This is a genomic window from Gilliamella sp. wkB108 (assembly GCF_001690195.1).
GTDB lineage: Bacteria > Pseudomonadota > Gammaproteobacteria > Enterobacterales > Orbaceae > Gilliamella > Gilliamella apicola_L.
The window spans coordinates 1-19540 of the sequence record NZ_LZGM01000108.1 but is presented as its reverse complement, the minus strand read 5'-3'; the positions used below and the strand labels follow the sequence as shown (position 1 = coordinate 19540).

Annotated in this window: 11 protein-coding genes and 2 pseudogenes; 3 read left to right on the top strand and 10 right to left on the bottom strand. The window is 34.7% G+C overall.

Annotated elements, in window-relative coordinates:
* Window positions 1–232: 232 nt before the first annotated feature.
* From A9G11_RS12010 to A9G11_RS11980, 7 genes are all read right to left on the bottom strand, one after another.
* On the bottom strand, window positions 233–3430 hold the full coding sequence (locus A9G11_RS12010) for a type I restriction endonuclease subunit R (RefSeq protein WP_065619845.1): 3198 nt from the start codon (window positions 3428–3430) through the stop codon (window positions 233–235).
* Between the two features lie 9 nt (window positions 3431–3439).
* On the bottom strand, window positions 3440–4672 hold the full coding sequence (locus tag A9G11_RS12005; RefSeq protein ID WP_065619844.1) for a restriction endonuclease subunit S: 1233 nt from the start codon (window positions 4670–4672) through the stop codon (window positions 3440–3442).
* A 1-nt stretch (window position 4673) separates the two neighbouring features.
* The gene (locus A9G11_RS12000) at window positions 4674–7265 is read right to left on the bottom strand and encodes a type I restriction-modification system subunit M (protein ID WP_065619843.1); all 2592 of its coding nucleotides are present in this window, start codon (window positions 7263–7265) and stop codon (window positions 4674–4676) included.
* 388 nt (window positions 7266–7653) lie between these two features.
* A complete protein-coding gene (locus A9G11_RS11995) occupies window positions 7654–8499 on the bottom strand; it encodes a phosphorothioated DNA-binding restriction endonuclease (RefSeq protein WP_065619842.1) in 846 nt (281 codons plus the stop codon).
* Window positions 8500–8625: 126 nt separating this feature from the next.
* Complete coding sequence (locus A9G11_RS11990) at window positions 8626–10134, bottom strand: DHA2 family efflux MFS transporter permease subunit (RefSeq protein ID WP_065619841.1); 1509 nt, start codon at window positions 10132–10134, stop codon at window positions 8626–8628.
* A complete protein-coding gene (locus A9G11_RS11985; protein WP_065619840.1) occupies window positions 10134–11300 on the bottom strand; it encodes an EmrA/EmrK family multidrug efflux transporter periplasmic adaptor subunit in 1167 nt (388 codons plus the stop codon). The genes A9G11_RS11990 and A9G11_RS11985 overlap by 1 nt, the downstream gene beginning before the upstream one ends.
* A gap of 122 nt (window positions 11301–11422) precedes the next feature.
* On the bottom strand, window positions 11423–11605 hold the full coding sequence (locus A9G11_RS11980) for a hypothetical protein (protein ID WP_065619839.1): 183 nt from the start codon (window positions 11603–11605) through the stop codon (window positions 11423–11425).
* Window positions 11606–12405: 800 nt separating this feature from the next.
* Here A9G11_RS11980 and A9G11_RS11975 point away from each other — a divergent pair.
* Window positions 12406–13503 (top strand): HNH endonuclease, encoded by a 1098-nt coding sequence (locus tag A9G11_RS11975; protein WP_065619838.1) that lies wholly within the window; start codon window positions 12406–12408, stop codon window positions 13501–13503.
* A gap of 43 nt (window positions 13504–13546) precedes the next feature.
* On the opposite strand, the gene A9G11_RS11970 is transcribed toward A9G11_RS11975, so the two are convergent.
* The 3 genes and pseudogenes from A9G11_RS11970 to A9G11_RS14835 all read right to left on the bottom strand — a co-directional run.
* Entirely contained in the window at window positions 13547–14614 is a 1068-nt protein-coding gene (locus A9G11_RS11970; RefSeq protein WP_065619837.1) for a DNA adenine methylase, read from the bottom strand.
* A 2-nt stretch (window positions 14615–14616) separates the two neighbouring features.
* Entirely contained in the window at window positions 14617–16467 is a 1851-nt protein-coding gene (locus A9G11_RS11965) for an Eco57I restriction-modification methylase domain-containing protein (RefSeq protein WP_065619836.1), read from the bottom strand.
* 182 nt (window positions 16468–16649) lie between these two features.
* Window positions 16650–16844, bottom strand: a pseudogene (locus A9G11_RS14835) (antirestriction protein ArdA); the annotation flags it as partial.
* 74 nt (window positions 16845–16918) lie between these two features.
* Between A9G11_RS14835 and A9G11_RS11955 the strand changes: the two are divergent.
* Both A9G11_RS11955 and A9G11_RS11950 read left to right on the top strand, forming a co-directional pair.
* Window positions 16919–18000 (top strand): annotated as a pseudogene (locus A9G11_RS11955) (IS3 family transposase).
* Between the two features lie 13 nt (window positions 18001–18013).
* On the top strand, window positions 18014–19438 hold the full coding sequence (locus tag A9G11_RS11950) for an HNH endonuclease family protein (RefSeq protein ID WP_065619835.1): 1425 nt from the start codon (window positions 18014–18016) through the stop codon (window positions 19436–19438).
* Window positions 19439–19540 lie beyond the last annotated feature (102 nt).

Sequence of the window (19540 nt, the reverse complement as noted above, 5' to 3'; positions counted from 1 at the left end):
TTTCTCCTTAATATAATGGATTATTTTTTAAACTTATCACAATCATGTAGGTTAGTTTTAGCCAATCCAACTCCTTTATATTCATGCAAAAAACACTTTAGCAAACTATGGTATAACGTTACAAAAACGTTATGATCCGAGTTGAACCTAACAGCCAAAGTTTGTAGTAATGGTCAAACCAAAGCTTATTGAAAAAACTAACTTAGTAAAATTCTATACTAACGACATCGCCTTACAGATCATTTGTTCGTGAAAAAATAAACTGTTTTAAAAACTGTTCAATACGAATATTCAGCTTAAATAACGATATTGTGATGCCGTCTTGTTTTTCAAAGTAGGCCTTCGCTTTTGCTTTATCTACCGTTTCTTTTAATGCATCGAATCGGCCAAAATCATTAAGATTTTTCTCATTTACACTATCGCTCAATAACGTTAAGAGCAGTTTTTTATCTAAACCAAGTGCATCAACCACCACATTAACTTGTGCATTTTCAGCATTATCTTTGTAAGTATTGATATAATCCCTAAAAGTATAACTATCAATTAACTGCGCATCACCGCGTTGTAAATCATGTAAAAAGAGTTTAGCGTACTTTTGCTCACTTTGGGTGAGCGATGCAAATGACTTATGTAGCTCATTTAAGGTGGTTTCAATACTCGCCACATCTTGATTATTATTTAGCTCTTTTAAATATTTATCAAAGCGACTATTCATATAGTTAGCATCGATTTTACCGGTATCGATTTCTGTTAAATAACCATTAACATCAAAAGGTACATCACCACCGCTCACCCCAATACGTTCACCTTTTCCTACTAACTCTTTATAACGCAGAGCGAGACTCAAGTATGTTTGTTCGTCGATAACTACGGTTACCTCATACTTTTTACCTTTTTCATCAAAGGAATAGATCGACTGTTTCCAGTCAAAGCCTTGTATTTTAGCCGCTTCTAAGTGTTGATTAAATAGATTAAATAATTTAGCAAATTTAGCACAAGCATCGATATCATCTGGCAGTTTTTCAAAATTATCAATGCCCGCGTTAATAAACAGCTCACTAATATCGGCCACTAATTTATTCATGGCTTCAAGGTTACTTGCCAACTTATCAACAAATAGGCCAATCGGCTTATCACCAGAATAGAGTTTTACAGCATCGTTGATGTGCCGCTCCATGGTGTGTGGGTAGCGGTAATAACGAATGATGCCATGAGGTTTATCAGGCCCAAACAAACGATTAGTACGCGAGAACGCCTGAATAATATTTTGGTATTGTAACACCTTATCTAAATATAAAGTATTGAGCCACTTAGAATCAAAACCGGTAAGCATTTGGTCTACCACAATCAGTAAATCTAATTGTTTTGCAGGCTCAGTATGAATGCGTTCATAAGGTTTTTTATGAGCAAGGCGTGCCGCTAAATCTTTTTTAAAGGCAGCGTGGCGGGCAAAATCAAAATCATGACCATAGCGTGCATTATAGTCGGACATAATTTCCTCTAAGCCATCACCTTTAAAAGTTGGACCGCGGTCATCATCACCATTATTATCAATATGTGGATCAAATAAGGCGGACACTTTCAGTTCCGGTTTAACTGCTTTTAAGCGCCGATAATAATCAATGGCTTCGGCAATGCTGTCTGTAGCAAAAATAGCATGAAACTTACTGCCTTGACTGAGCACATTCCATTTATCTAAGATGTCACTGACAACCTTTTCTTGATGCGCTTCGGTTAAATATTGGCTTTTCGGTATATAGTCTTCAATGCCTTTGTGGTATTTACCCGTAGCATCTTGATAGCCAGCCATCGGCACATCATTCATAAAATAATTAAATTTTTTCTTTTTTACCGGATCATTTATGGCTTCAATAACAGTGGTGGCTTTAGCTTGTTCAAGTGCCACCTTTTCCCTCAAGTCGCTATATCTAAACGTCGAAACTTTATAAGGGTCAAAACCCAGTACGTTGCCATCGCGTATACCATCAGCAATACTATAACGATGCAGTTCATTGCCAAACACGTCAGCGGTAGTATTGCGATTAATTTTGTTTTCTTCATGAATCGGCGTGCCGGTAAAACCAAAAAAGAGGGCTCTAGGGAAGGTTTTTTTTATTCTTACCAACATACCTTCTTTATTTTCTTTACCACCACTCATCGTTGAACGGTGAGCCTCGTCAATAATAAATACCAAACGCTTGGCTCGGATTTTTTCAATATCAGCTGAGTTTGTGGCAGTGCCTTCATCGTCTACCGCTTCAAAAATATTACTCATTTTTTGGATGGAGCTAACTATTAAGGTGTCAGCAGAGTTACTACTTTTTAATTTGGTAATGAGCATATTGGTATCTTCCGTAGCTTGAACGTCTTCACCTTCATTGGCAAAATTACGATACTCTGCAAGGGATTGCGTACCGAGTTCAATACGATCCATTAAAAAAATCACTTTATCGGCATCTTTGGATTGGGCAATTAACTGTGCCGATTTAAAACTGGTCATGGTTTTACCTGACCCCGTGGTATGCCACACATAGCCACCGAGGCGATCTGGATTATTAGCTACATTACCGAGTTGTTGCCAATTGGTTTTAGCTACTTTATCTGATATTGCATTGGCAGCATAATACTGATAACTACGCATCACTTTAAGGGTGCCATCGGTATCGTCGGCGACAGTGTAAAAGCCAATCAACTGGTGTGCCATAGGAATAGACAGTAAAGTCGAAGCAATGTCTTTCCAATAATTTATGGGTTCATTATTAAAGTCGGCCCAGTTAAATTGATAATTAGGATTAAACTTGCCATCTGGCCCAGGGTTGGCAAAGTATTTGGTCTCCTCTGGCGCCATCGCCACAAATACTTGGATAAGCGAAAACAGGCCGCTAAATATCCCTTCTTTACTGTACTTTTCAATTTGGTTGACGGCTTGGCTAACCGGAATACCACTGCGCTTTAGCTCAACGTGGATCACCGGCATCCCATTGATAAGTAGCATAACATCACCACGGCGGTCATTACGCAAAGGGCTACCACGTTCAAATTTGGGTTGCTGCACAATTTGGTAACGACTTTGACCGGCGGCAATTTCTTGGCGATCATAAATTTTTAAGCTGACTTCTTTACCTAGATGCAAGGTATCAGCTGGGTTATCACGCTTAATGGCGACGGTTTTACCATTTATTAAACCGTTTAGCTTGAGTGGGGTTTTAAGTTCTTTGATTTGCTCAATGATTTGCTGCATTTCGGTATTGGTTAATGGCACATCGTTTAGGCGATCTTGCTGGCGGTTATTTTCAAACAAAATAGAGGCCCAGTTTTGTAGTAATTCCGCCTCAGTTTTGTTTTTAAGTATCTCAGGTTCCCACCCTTTTTGGGTGAGTACATCTATAAAGGCCTGCTCAAATTGTGCTTCAGTTTTAAAGGTTATCATCGTTTCTCCTTAAACAAACATTTTGCTCAAGCAGGCTTGCTTGATGTTTTTGAGTTTGGTAATTTGTTGCTGGTGTTGGTTGATCAAATTGTCAAGTTTTTGGAAGTAATTACCGATTGCTATTTGTTCTTGTTTCTTTGGAATAAATACTTTTTTTGATTCCATAGCCGTTTTTGTAATATGGATCATTGTAGAGCCATTAGACCCTGATAATATCTTTGCTCTGTCATAGTCAAGAAGATGTAATAAAAACAACTTGTCAATATTTTCAGAAATTTCTAACTTCCAGATATGATAATGATAGATGACTTTATCACCGTTCCAGATATGTGGGCCAAAACTGGCAGACCACGTATAAAGTAAGTCGCCATAGTCAGCGTAATATTTATCACCAAGTTCCATATCTGAGTAGTACCACGAGGAATTGGTATAAAAATTACCAACCCTTAAAACAGGGTACTTTCCTTTATCTTGGAGCTCTTCTTGGCTATAAGCTCGACCATTAAGAAAAGTAACTTCGTCACTTAACTCAATTTCCCCCCACTCCCCACTAAACCCTTTAAAACGAATTTCTGGCATAGTTTTGCCTTGTTTAGGGAACATTTTTTCGAGCATGGCTTTTTTAATGTTACAAAGCTTATCATGCTTATTTTGGTGTTGGTTGATTAGGGTGTCGAGTTTTTGGAAGTAGTTGCCAATTTGGGTTTGTTCTTTTTTATTTATTGGGCTGTTTAAAGAATATTCCCATAAATCACTAATTGCTATATTGGCTTGGTTTGCATTACCTCTCTGAATATCTTCAATAAATTTAGCATATTGCTTTCTCAATAGTTGATTATAAAGAAATCGACTATCATTATTAATTAAAGGGGTTACTTTTACTAAATTTTGATTTAGAAGATAATCTTCACTTTTTGTAAAAAAAATAGCTCTACCTACTGCAGATTCTCTCATTTCAGCTTTTGAACCAACTGTCGTAATTACAATATCTCCATTATTAATTACATATTTTGAATATAAACTTGCTTCAGTCCTACTTATGTATATTTTATTTGATGATTCTGAAAGGTTATTTTGAGTTAAATCTGAAACTCTAATAATTCTTATTCCATAACTTTGATAATCACTTGATTTAAAAGCGAAACCTTTGGTATACGAAATACTAGCGCCTAACGTTGTTGACTTCCACTCTTCATGAAACCCCTTAAACCGAATTGCTGGCACTTTTTTATCCGCACTCATATTATTCACCCTTTAACAAACTAGCGAGTTCAGCCAAGCCTTGCATATCAAACTCATTACCAGTAAGTTCGCTCAGCATCTGCGCTAGCTCTTGCTCGGTGGTTTTGATGTCATTGGCCACTTGCGAGTAAGTAACTGCGTATTTATCAGCCAGAGATTGCACTTGATTAGTCAACTGGCTAATCACTGCGTTTGGCAATGTTGCCAGTTCACTGCATAGTGGGGTGATCCATTTAAGGTACAGTAAATTGTTCACCTGTTCATCAGTTAACGCTTCAATGGTGGCTTTAGTTTTTAGGTGCAATGCTGTAGCTGCCTCTTTAGCGGCTTTTTTCAGTGTTTTTTCTTCGTCAATTAGCCGACTAGTTTGAATCATTTTGTACTCATAGCTATCTTCAGTAAACTTGATTTTGCTGTCTTTTTGTTCTTTCAAGAATATTTTAGCTACTTTGCTCACTTCAGCATTAGCAAAACCATCTTGGCTGTCTTTAATGGTATCTTGCTCTTTTTCTTCCTCAGTAAGTGATTCTAATATCTCTTCTAGTGTGCTGGCGATTTCTGCTAAGCGAGTTTCCTTTTCAGCTAATGCTTGTAACGCATCATTCAAATAAGTCTGTTGCACTAAATCAAACGGTAATATGTGGCCTCGCCAACCTTCTTGCACTTCTGTGTCTTGACCGTTTTTCTTCTTAATCACCATATTTGGGTCAACTTGTTTAGTGGCGGCAAACCCTTCCGTTTGCATCATTTCTAAATCAGCGCCGATGATTTGCCATTGATCACTTAAAAATTGATAAGCTTGATATTTGTCGATTAGGTTGATTGACGTTAAACGGTTAAATAATTCCGTACTTAATGCCGATTCACACTGATTACGTTTAACACTCTGCCAATTTTCAATCAATTGCGTATTTAAATGTGCATCAAAACCATTAAAAGCTTGATTGTAGGCGTCAATAAATGCCAACACTTGTGGATGCTTGGCAATCGTTCGGTTAACGTCTTTTTTATCTATAGCTAGCTCGCTATAAGCCGCTGATTTGGCTGTAAACAGCGTGCTACGCAGCTCTGGAAAGGTTTGCCAATAGTGCTGTAATTCAGCAATTTCACTGTTAGGAATACCACCCAGCATAGTGGCATGTAAATCCCAGCTTTGTGGCGCTTCCGCAGAGTCCACATAGCGAGGAATATTAAGATTATAGTCATTATCACGCAAGGTCTGTTTGCTAACCAGTTGTGAGAACTTGTCGATACTTTCACGGTTAATTACCGCATCCGTAATACGTTTGATATCACTGGTTTGCAGTTTGTTATTTTTACCTTCTTTAATAAAGTGTTTCGAGGCATCAATCACCAATACGTCAGTATTTTGGCGTTTTTGTTTAAGTACCAAAATTACCGTAGGAATACCAGTACCAAAAAAGATATTTGCCGGTAAACCGATAATCGTATCAATATGGTTCTGCTCAATAAGTTGCTTACGAATCTCGCCTTCTTCCCCCCCTCGGAATAAAACACCATGAGGCAGCACAATCGTCATAATACCATCAGGTTTTAAATGGTATAGGTCATGCAATAAAAAAGCGAAATCGGCTTTGGTTTTGGGGGCAAGCCCAAAACGAGAATAGCGCGGATCGTTCTCTTTAAAGCTCGGATCCCAGTTTTGGGAATAAGGTGGATTCGATACGACTGCATCAACATGCAAAGCATGATATGTGCCTTGTGGGTCACTGTCATCAAAATAAGGCCAATCATCTTCCAAGGTGTCGCCATTACGAGTTTTTATGTTGCTGGCTTTAATACCACGCATAACCAAATTCATACGGGTTAAATTATAAGTGTTGGCTTTTAACTCTTGAGCATAATAGGTAATACAGTCTTTATTTTTGGCATATTTCTGGAACGCCTCACCGATATTTATTAATAGTGAACCAGATCCCGATGTTGGGTCGTAAATTTCAATCGTGTTTTTATGTTTTAATTCATGAGCAATGATGTTTGACATCAGTACTGAAACTTCATGCGGCGTGTAAAATTCACCGGCTTTTTTACCCGCATTAGCCGCAAATTTTCCAAGCAAATATTCGTAAATGTAACCTAGCACATCGTATCCTTGATTGGCATTCATCGGGATACTTTTAATCAAGTCCAGTAAATCGCTGATGGCTTTGGTGCGTTTCCCGGCACTTTCACCGAGTTTACTTAAACCCGTTTCTAAGGTGGTAAAAATACCTTCAAAGAGCTTTTTATAGGTTGGTGAAATTAAACGGCTAAACGCTGATAGTGCATCACGCACATTAGATTCGTCAAATTCATATTTCGGATCAATCCAAGTTGAAAACAGGTTATCATAGGCAATAAAGTAACCTAAGTTACTTTGCACAAATTTAACCGTATCTGTATCTTTTTCAGTCAGAGATTTAATATCGTCCGCTGTCATGCCTTCTTTAGAGACAAATTGTACTAACTGATCACTTAAATATTTATAAAAGATAAAACCAAGTATGTAATCTTTATATTCATTAGCTTCTATTTTAGAACGCATTTGGTTTGCCGATTCCCAAATCTTAGCGGCCAATTGTTGTTTATTCATTTTTACCCTGTTTTATAACGTTACCGAAATCAGACACCATCTAACAATTATCTATACAATATAAATTTTGATAATTTTTATCAAAATGGACTCAAGTGTTTTTAATTGAATCGCTTAGGTGCCATAATGCCTATGCTTAATGTTTTACCTTGCTAGCCGAGCTAGCCCATACACCTAATTGACTTATTTTGAGTATAATCATACAGGTGAATACCTCAAAAATCTATAAACGTTATCGTTAGCCATATACCATAAATAAGTTATGCTCTATGTCGCTATTATCGTTTTTTTCTAAATTATTGTTTGAACTTTTTACATGGTTATTTATTAGTTAAGATATCACTTGAACTCGTTTGTTTAATTTTCTCTTTATTCTTGCTCATTATTCTTATTTCCTAAACACTTCCCGCAAATGCCATTCAATAAACCGATCATGCAAATAATCTTCTTTTGAACGAGGTAGTAGGATGTTTTTACCTTCAAAATCCCAGAACAATTTTTCAACCATTTGATGACCATTAACTCCATTTGATATTTTAATTTTTAAACTACTATCAAGCCCCATCGCACCCATATCAAAAGCCGAATAATGTAATGAACAAAGTGCTAAACCATTATTGACAAGGCACGGTTCACCATGTTGTTTCCATTTAACATGAGCGGCTTCAAGGCCGATTGCAATTGCGTCATGTCTTAAATCAAAACCACAAATGGCACATTGGTAGTTATAAGCACGCAAAACCAATTGTCTAAACTTAGGATCACGCTGGCGATTAAATTCAGTTAGACCAAAATCAAGCTGATTAATTAAGTTATCCTGCACACTTTCGGGGAAGTATTGACTTAAAATTTGTTCAGCTAATTGATCGATAATTAAAGGATGTTTTTTTAGATAGTGGTAGGTTTGTTCATCAAAGCCGTCGCAAACCTGACAAGAGGCAAGCTGCTTACTTGTTGGTTCTTTGCTTGGCTTTTCAAGATTAATACAATTTTCAGTATTAATTAATTGCCAAAAACCATCGCTTTTTAAACGCCAGAAAGGCATATTAGGGTAATAATGAGTACGTTGTGGTCCAAAACGTGTTAGTAAATCAAGCAGTGGCGCTTCAATTTCAGCTTCATAATCAAATAGCCGTTTATGACCTTGCTTATATTGTGATAAGACATAAAGCAATAGTAATGGTTTATGAGGAGCACGCTGATCTCCCTTTTTCCAAATGGTGATATCGGTGATTTTCTGTAAATAAGTTTAGAAATTTAGTAGCAAGTCTTAAATTTTTATAATCATCATGCACTCTACCTTTTAGCAGAGTGCATGGTAATAGTCTTTATATAAATATTAAAAAGCGAGCAAAGTTCACTATTGTTTTTGTTTTGGCGATGCTAACCAAGCAACGATAATGAGCAGAATAAAAGCAGTACCTAGCATGCTAAAATAATCAATAGTTGATAACATATAAGCTTGAGTATTCACTATATTTTCTAATTTGGCGTAGCTTTCAACTGATTGCCCACCTAATTGATTTAGGGCATATTGTGTGGTTGGATCATAAGGCGTTATGCTTTCGCTAAGGTAAGCATGATGTAAACTAGCATTCCTCGTCCAAATCCATGAGGTTAATGACGCTGAAAAGCTACCGCCTAAGGTACGTAAAAAAGCCGCTAAGCCTGAGGCTTCAGCAATTTGATGCTGCTTAATATTGGATAAAATAATAGACATTACCGGCATAAAAAATAGTGCCACGCCAAGCCCCATAAAGAGCTGAACAAAAGCGATATGCTGATAATTGACTTGCGTGTTAAATCCCGCTCGCATAAAGCAACTAATACCAATAGCGGTAAACGCTAAACTAGCCAATAAACGCATATCAAAATAATGTGCGTAGCGCCCTAAAAAAGGCGTTAATAAAATAGGAATAAAACCAATCGGAGCTGCAGCCAAACCGGCCCAAGTGGCGGTATAACCCATTTGGGTTTGTAACCATTGCGGTAACAGCAAGTTAATACCAAAAAAGCCAGAATAACCACATATCAATAAAAAACAACCAATGCTAAAGTTTCTATTAATAAACAGTTTTAAGTTAACAATAGGGTTGGCATCGGTTAATTCCCAAATGATAAAAAAGGCAATACCAATAACGGCAATCACCGAACCAAATATAATAAAGTTTGATTCAAACCAATCCAGATCATTACCCTTATCTAATACAATTTGTAGCGCGCCAACACCAATCACCAAACTGATTAATCCAATATAATCAATAGGTAGACGTGAAGTTGTTTGTGGTTTAGCTTTCATCTGTTGATAAGCAAAAACAGCCGCAAAAAGGCCAAAAGGGATATTGATAAAAAATATCCATGGCCAGGTATAATTATACGAAATCCAACCGCCCAATATTGGTCCAGCAACAGGAGCAACAACGGTGACAATACTTAAAATAGCCAGTGCCATCCCCCGCTTAGCAGGTGGATAAATGGCTAATAACAGCGATTGTGCAATTGGATAGAGTGGCCCCGCCACAGCACCTTGTAGGCAACGAAAAATAATCAGTTCGGTCATACTGGTGGCGATACCACATAAGAAAGAAGTAATAACAAATAACAGCACCACACTAATAAATAATTTAACTTCGCCGACTCGTCTTGATAACCAGCCAGTAAGTGGCAGTGTGATGGCATTACATACTGCAAACGAGGTAATAACCCAAGTTCCTTGTTCAGAACTGACGCCCAGATTTCCTGCAATCGTGGGTAATGCCACATTCGCGATTGTGGTATCAAGCACCTGCATAAAGCTGGCAAGCGAAATAGCGATTGTGGCTAAAACAAGGTTTGCAGGTCTAAATAAAGCTTGTTGTGAATTCATCATTATTTATCTGTATTCGCGTTTTGGGCAATAATCTGCTTAATCATGTTTTTGGCTGCAACCAATTGTTGATGATAAATATCGGTTGAGAATACCGGTGTAGCCGGTGATTGCTGTGTCAGAACCGCCCCATCTTGGTTATGTAAATCAACTTCCACATCCATTGATAAGCCAATTCGTAGCGGATGCTGTTGCAGTTCTTTAGGATCTAATTGGATTTTAACTGGCACGCGTTGTACTATTTTAATCCAATTACCCGTGGCATTTTGAGCCGGAAGTAAAGCAAAAGCACTGCCTGTACCCGCACCTAAACTTGCAATTTTGCCATGATATACCACATCACTATAGATATCTGCTTTTAAAGTAACCGGTTGGCCAATACGCATGTATTGCAATTGGGTTTCTTTAAAATTGGCTTCAACCCATACTTGATCAAGTGGGATAACCGCCATTAATGGTTTACTTTTTTCGACATGTTGCCCAACTTGAACAGAACGTTTAGCGATATAACCTGAAACTGGCGCAATTAAATCACTTCTTAACCAGTTTAAGTAAGCTTGTTCTAGTTGCGCCGATGCGGTAACAATATCCGGATGGGTTTCTATCTTGGTATTATCAATTAACACCTTATTACTTTGCAGTTGTTGTAAGATGCTATTAAAATTAGCCTGTGCTTCTTGGAGTGTCGCCCGTGAATGTGTTAGCTCTTCATGAGATATGGCACCTTGTGCAATCAGTTTTTTACGGCGCTCATAATCTTGTTCAGCCTTCTCTAAGGTTGCTTGACTACTATTAAGCTGCGCTTGATAGCTATCGACAGTGCGATATAAGCTCCGCACTTTTCTTACACTATTAGCTAAATTCGCTTTAGCTTGTTGCAGCGCTATCTCGGTATCATTAGGATCGAGTGCCACAAGGATCTGCCCTTGCTTGACCAAATCCCCATCATCGGCAGTTATACTCACTACCGAACCGTCAATCAACGGCGTGATTTGCACAATATTACCATTTACATAAGCATCGTCAGTGCTTTCATACCATCGTCCATAAAACCAATACCACGCGAGGATGATTAAACCACTTAATAAAATAATCACCAGTAAAATAGTGAGCGTTTTTTTGCGTTGTTGCGTCATTTTTTGTTTATCTTTTATTTGTGCTGTTGTCATTGAGTTCGTCTATGTTGTTATGTTCAAAGTTGTTGGCTAAATAGCTGTTAGTGAGTAACATTTTTTTAAGCAATGCTTCTAATTGCATTATTTCTGCATGACTTAATTGGCTGGTTAATTGATTAAAGCATTGACCAAAATTGAGAGGATTTTTTACTTATTTGTTCACCTTGTTGAGTAAATACGATATTAATTTGCCGTCTATCTTGTTTACCTCGGATGCGAATAAAAAACCTGGTTGTTCTACGATCGAGCCAACGCCTTATTGCTGCATTATCAATAGGTAATGCTTGACTAAGTGCCATCGGTGTTATCAAATTTCTAAAAACAATATGAAGTAATGTTTTATATTACGCGGATGTCAGTCCATAAGGCATGGCATTTTGATCAATGATTTTATCTTTACAGTTATTGGCAAAATGCAGCAATTGACCTCAAATGCCCCCTTTGGCAATAATTTCTGAGATGTCATACATAATCTTCAATGCAGAAAAATTATGGAAGCGACAATTTAATTGACCTGCCAATATTTGTCAAGTTAACGATATGTTAAGTGATAGTAAACGCAATAATTTGAATTTTAAAAATATTTAACACTTGTAAGGAAATTGTTTATCGTTTGGTAATGTTCTATGGTTTGATGGGTTACCGGCATGCTGACTCATTAGTTTCCATAACCATCTTCAAAAAAGGCTTAGGGCATAAAAAACCAGCTTTAAGCAGGTCTTAGAACTTGGTGATTGGACCCGGACGCGGAATCGAAGATACAGCATAAAGCCTTGAGATTATTAAATTGGGGGATTTAGGTAGAAGATGTATCCGAGGCTGTATCCGTATATCATATAAGTCGAATTCGAGTTATATGATTCATATCTGAAAACCTATCGCTCTTTTGTTGATTACGAAAAAGTAATTTATTTATAAAATAAATTGCCCTCCGAGATTAGCAACAGTACATTTGAATTTTGAATAAAAATAGGATTGACGCATTTATCTATATTTAACATAATTGTAATAACCTATTTTAACAGAAACTTACTTTAGAAATAAATATCAGATATTTTTATCTATAAATGTATTTTAATCGAGTAGGAAGACCACAAATATGGAAAAAGTAAAATCAATCGTTTACAGATGCTTAACAAATGCGGATTTCTTCAATATAAATAAACCACCAGGCATGGAGTCTGGAGGGGGGGGGCAAGCTTACATAGATTTTCCAACAAGCACAGTTAGTCTAGAACAATGGAGTAATTTTTTTTCAGGAGTAAATGAAGTAAAGATACAGCAAGAAACACAAGGTCCAAGTTGGACTTTTCCAATTTACAGTCTAAAATTAGATAAAGCAAACGATTTAGCTAGTCAAGAACTGAAAATATATCAAAGGAGACCTCAGTCGGTCAGCATAACTAGTCAAAAACTTTTGTCTTCTCGTTCAAACCGAGTTAGAGCTTGGCATCCGGATGCTGGCTTTCCAGTTCCGATTGATAACACGGATAGAACACAGTGTCCTGCTGGATTAATAGTTTATCTTGTTACAACAGATGCACATAAAGTTTGGGCGGGCTGGTTTTTGAATGACGGAACAACTCTCCTACCAATAAAAGGAATACCTCCTAAATCGATTAACTCCATGTTTTTGAGTATTGAAGGCAATAGTGGAATAATAAATTTTAGAGATAACGATAACATATATATAAATTCAGCAGACAAAAACTACCCTCTTCAGTCTCATGGGGAAGAAACTTATATTTCAGCAATATCTAATCCAATTAACGATGAATCAAACTTTATAGATACTCTATTCAACAATGATAGTAGTTCTAGAAATGTCTTCACCAAAGAATATTTAAATATGATAAGGGTTAGAAATAAGTCCCTTGTTAATAATTTAAAACGTGTTTACGACAATACGTGTCAAATTACAGGAAAAGAATTTGCTTTTCAAAAAAAAGATGGTATCGATTACACAGAAGCCCATCATCTTATCCCTTTAGGTGAAGGAGGGTCTGATGAAATAAGTAATCTTATTGTTGTAAACCCACTTATACATAGAATGCTCCATCATGCAGAAGTTGAAGGGATAGACTTGAAAAATATAAAAGTAGATAGCAATGGATATGGACATTTGACTATAAAAATCAATAAAAAACAATATACAATTACTTGGTCACCTGAACATTTAGCTTCAATCCACAGATAATGAGCCATATTAATATGGCTCTTTTTTCTATTTCGTCTGAGATTTATTTTTGAAGGTATATGAGATATTCAGTTAACTCATTTTTCAAACGACTGTTATTACTTTTAAAACGCTTATGTATAAAACTATCAATATAGATATCTCCAAAATTTGATAATAATGTTTGGAAATCTTCAATAGATAATAATCCATCCTCACTATAACTAATTAAAAAATTGTTACAATTCATATTTTCAACGATATCTTTCATTGATTGCCTTATTTTTGTTTTAGTACAAAAATTTGAATATTGATCTCTCCATGGTCTTAAACCACTAATCCCAATAGCTTCAGGCTCATCGCCTCGAGCTAGTGTTTCTAAAATGTGATAATTAGCTGCATATTGCCTTTTCATATAAGGAGGATCTATATAGCACAAATCACACTGAATATTACTAGCAATTTTTTCAGCATACCCCTGCATGACAATATGATTATCAATATCCTCTTTCAAAAATAAATTAGAACATTCCAACCGAATAGCAGATAATGCTCTTCCATTCAATTTAGCCATATAATGACCATACGTTCCAGCTATGTTTGCAACATCATTAGACGCCATAATCAAATCATGTTGTAATAAACTATACTCATAGTTACTTAAAAGTTCTTCTTTCCAAAATATATTAATTATATATCTTATCCCATCAATCTTTTTCGCATTTTCAGGATGAAAATAATTACGGGATTTCCCCATATTAGAAGGAGTACCTTCAACCGAAAACTCTTTCCAAAAGTAGCCTTGAATTGGTTTTATATTATTCAAAAAATTAATCACATTTTCATAAGGTGATTTGTTTGAATCTAACTCATACTTATTTGAGATATAATTTATTAATTTATTAAATTCAGGTTGCTTTGAGAATTTAAGATTAACTATTGAGTGATGGTATGAATATGTCATAAGATCATTTGCAATAACTCTATATTCTCTTTTTCTAAGCTCACTAGATACAACACCAGTTCCCGACATTAAATCACATACAGTTCCTCCCTCCATACATAATTCAGATATTTTATTAATTACTTTATCAACTATTTTTACTTTAGAACCTATATATCGATATCCCATAATTATTCCTTAATTCCGAAAACATCATTAGCACTTATATTCTTTAACACCTTGACAGCTATCAGTTCTTGCGCTTTATCTAAAGCTTTAAAAATAGCCTGATAATTTTCAAAATCCAATCCATAAAGTTTAGCCACTAATTTTTCAATACGAGCATCTAAATTTGGAGAAATAAGCTTATTTTTTTTAAGATTATCCTTTAAACAATTAGATAATTCGTATATTGAACATATGTCTTCATAATGTAATTTATTCAAATCAGGAATGGGAACATTAATAATTTGCTTTTGAGTTAAATAAGGATGACTCTTCCACTCAATTTCTCCATTTGACATAGATATGAAAAAGAAAATTGCTCTGGAATTCAATATTGCTAATAGAAACTCTAGAGGGATTTTTTTTTCAAATTCCCTTTTAAGCTTAAATATATATACTACTTGATTAGTATAGCTTGAAGTATAATCAATCGAAGCCGAAATGCCTATACCAGTCTTTCGCACAACAATCTTATCTCCATTATAAATTGTCGCTTTTTTATAATTCACACCTGAGTTCGATATGTCTATCCAGAAATTATGATTAATTTTATAACGATTAATATCCTCACCAACTATAATAGAATAGAAATCTTTATCAAATGTTTTGTGTATAATCACTTTTGAAATTAAGGTATCAATAGACCTTTTTTCCCCACAGATTTTACATGTAAAATCTAATCCTTTAGGAAGTGGACTCCATAATTCACAAGATGAACATTTGATTATTTTCCCTTTTTTAGATAACTCTACACCTCGATGATTATCTAAATAATCACCAAGTTTATTCTTATTTGATGCTATTTTTTGGTATGTTTTTTCTAAAGTTGAGTCAATATCTAGATTAAATAAATAATCGGGTTCTACATTAAAACGAGAAAAGGCCACCTTATGTAGGTATTTTTTCTCAACAGCACTTAAAGTAGTAGTACCATTAATTACATTATTTCTCTCCTCAGTAGGTAAACGAAAACAATCAATCTCATAAGGTTCATTGAAGTTTGTTCTTTTTTGAAAGATTACTACAGCACAAGCACGATTAATATCTTTAAATATTTTTTCACCAAATCGCCCTATAAATAAAATTTTAGTATTATCTAACAAAAGTTTCCGCAATTGAGCTCGATCATGAGAAAAAAGTGAATCAGGAATAATCAAACCAGCAACACCATTTTCTTTTAATAATGAAATAGATAATTCAATAAATAAGTCTGATGTATCGTATCGCCCATACAACATTTTAAAATCTTCTTTGTTAATCCACTTTTTATAATTTGATACATCAGCGCCCCAGGGTGGATTAGCAATTATAAGATCAAACCCATTACCATTACCTAAGCTATTATTAATTTTATCCCAACCTATAAATCTATTAGTGTTAAACGGACATAAGGCATTTGTGTGAAACCCATAAAATTTTTTTGTCAAATTTTTTTTGGCTTGTTTTAGAGCAAAATTATCTATATCAATACCAACATATTTACAATCTATTTTTTTATTTATTAATGAGGTTTTGATAGACTGGAGTAAAATGCCTTCACCACATGCAGGATCGAGAACATAACAATTAGTTACCTTGGTGCATGATATATTTACATCAAAATAATTTGTAATTTTATTGGAAACATATTCTGCAAGATATTTAGGAGTGTATACCACTCCATTTTTTCTTCTCTTATCAACTTCTTTTATTGATTTTTCTAACAAGTCTCGAATTACCTCTGAACGATTTTTTCCATTAACAACTTTTTCTAAATCATAAAAAAGTTTATGAGGCAAAGAAACAGACACTTGAATTTTTTTTGATTTCTCACCCATCAAAAACACCTATATGTTTGAAAAAATTGTATTTATAATTTTTGTCATAAATGACAATTAATATAATTATCTCATAAAGGAAAAATTATTTCTACTCAATTTAATAAACTTATCTTTATTTTAAAATAACTCTATTCTCAAAAAAGAAAATATAATTTTTACTAAAGCTCAATGATAACGAATTCATAATTAATACCATCAATACCAATTTTTTCTAAGCATTGTTTTACTTGCTCGTTTGTTGTGGATAACTCAAGCCATTCACCAACTAGCTCTCCTTCGTTATATTTACCTAAATCGGTGATAAAAACTTAAATCGAACTCGAACCCACCACAGTAGATTCCAGACATGGCGATGCATGAGGTAATGTTTGCATTGTAAATATCCCCTAAAATAATACAGCAAACAAGTAGAAAATTCTCTATGATAAAAGCAAAAGAGGATTTGTATATGAAAAAAATGACTGAACACCAAATTGTATCTATTTTAAAAGAAGCTGAAGCCGGCATTCCGGTTAAAGAGCTTTGCCGAAAATATGCCATAGGTAACTCAACTTTTTATAAATGGCGAGAAAAATACGGCGGTATGGAAACCTCGGATATCAAGCGATTAAAGGAATTAGAAGCAGAAAATCGTAAGCTTAAACAAATGTTTGCCGAATTGAGTTTAAAATCACAGTTGCAGGAAGAAATCATAAAAAAGCTGTAGTGCCAACTGAGGCTCGTAAGGCATGGGCAAAGGAATTACAAACCACTGAATGCCTTACTATAGCCCTGAGTTGTGCCATTGTTGGCTTAAGTCGCTGTGCTTATTATTATCAACCTAAGTTACAGGATGATTCGATGATTATTTCAATACTCAATACGATTACCGACCAACATTTACGTTGGGGTTTTCCTAAATGTTTTAACCGCATCAAAAAGTTTGGTTATAAATGGAATCATAAACGAGTATATCGGGTTTATTGTGAATTAAAACTGAATATCAGGATAAAGCAGAAAAAACGTATTCCACCACGAAGTCCGGAAAAGTTATCCGTTGCAGATAAACAAGGTAAATGTTGGTCAATGGATTTTATGAGTGACAGCAGTTAAAATCAACGGAGATTTAGGACTTTCAATGTTATTGATGACTTTAACCGAGAGGCATTAGGTATTGATATAGCGGTGTGTTTACTAGCCAGAAGAGTGACCCGTTATCTCGACAAACTGGCTGAGTATTATGGTTATCCATTAAAAGTAAGAGTAGATAATGGACCAGAATTTACCGGAAACGTATTCAATAACTGGGCTGACGCACACGGCATAACTATAGATTACATCAATCCGGGTAGTCCTTATCAAAATGGTTATATTGAACGATTTAATCGTACTTATCGAACAGAAGTATTGGATTTATATCTTTTTAACAACCTGAAACAAGTAAGGAAAATAACGGAGGAGAGGTTAACCATTTATAATACCGAAAGACCCCATAAGACATTAAATAATATGACGCCGATTGAATATAAAACACTAAAACACCCAGAGTAATTTTCTACGTGAATTGTGTACTAAGAATGGGGTATTTACAAAAGTAATTTCAAAATATTTTGAAAATAAAAAAATAGAAAAAGATAGTTTTATTAAAAAATTAAAAAATGTTTTTTTTGTGCGAGTTAAAGTTCCTAAAAATATAGATTTGAATCATTATTTCGAGGTGATGAATACTCGAGGTGAGCAACTGGAACTTCATCAGATAGTAAAGGCTAAATTGTTAAGTGCACTAAAAAGTAAAGAAGATAAAAATATAGCATCAATGATTTGGGAAAAATGTTCCGATATGAATTCATATGTACAGATGAATTTTTCTGTTGATGTACGTAATGCTATATTTACGGAAAATTGGGATGAGCTTTCTACTCAAGTGATTAATTTTGATTCGTTAAAAAAGAAAGCATCTATAGGGAATGACTCTATAAGTAATAAAACCTTACTTGACATGATAAATAAGAATAAGTTGGGTGATATTAATAATGCAAAAGAAGATGAAGAAAAAGAACGTTTTGAATCAATAATTTCATTTCCCAATTTTTTGTTACAGGTAAATGTAGCTCTTAAAAAATCCATGGAAGAAGATGCAAACCTAAATGATAATAACTTTCTCAAAAATTTAACTTGGACATGGTCAAATACTGAAAATGCCAAAAACTACCTTTTTCACCTGTTAAAATGCCGAGTACTATTTGATCAATATATTATAAAACGTGAATTTATTGGGGATTACAAAGATATTGGGAAATGGTCTCTACAACGTTTAAAAAAATATAAAGATAATAATAATTATGATAAAGCTGAATATGTAGGTACTTTTAACAGTAAAGAAGAGCTTAATAAACAATTTAGGACACTTCAATCTTGTTTGCGGATAACCTACACATCACCAAAAACGATGCATTGGATCTCAATAGTTATGTCAGAATTACTGAAAGAACAAAAACCTATTCTTATTAATCTTATTAATTTATTAGAGAATTATTGTAATGAAAAGATAGTTGAATCTGATTATAAAAATATGAGTGGGTTTGCATTTGAGCGAATCATATTTTCTTACCTCGATTATTTACTTTATCGGGATGGCTATACATATAATAAAAATCAATATATATCACCTCTTCAAGATAATTGGCAGTTTCAATTCAGAAACTCAATCGAACATTTCCATCCACAAAATCCAACAGAAGTTGAAACTTGGGATGAAAAGTCTTTAAACCGATTTGGTAATCTAGCCTTAATAACAATTTCTGGCAATTCTAAATTTTCAAACTTACCACCAATAGGTAAAATCAATTCATATCCTAGTATAATTAATCAAAGCTTAAAATTAAAAATTATGGATGAGTTAACTAAGTGTAGTAATGACGGGTGGACGGAAGAAAAAGCAAAGGCCCATGAGAAAGAAATGTTTAAGATTTTGGAGAACAATTTATAGGAAAATATGGTACTAATGTCGTGGATAGATCTGTATACTTAATTTTAGGTATTTAATGCAGTACATATATTTTTTTAAAAATATTTAGTCATCATAATGGTT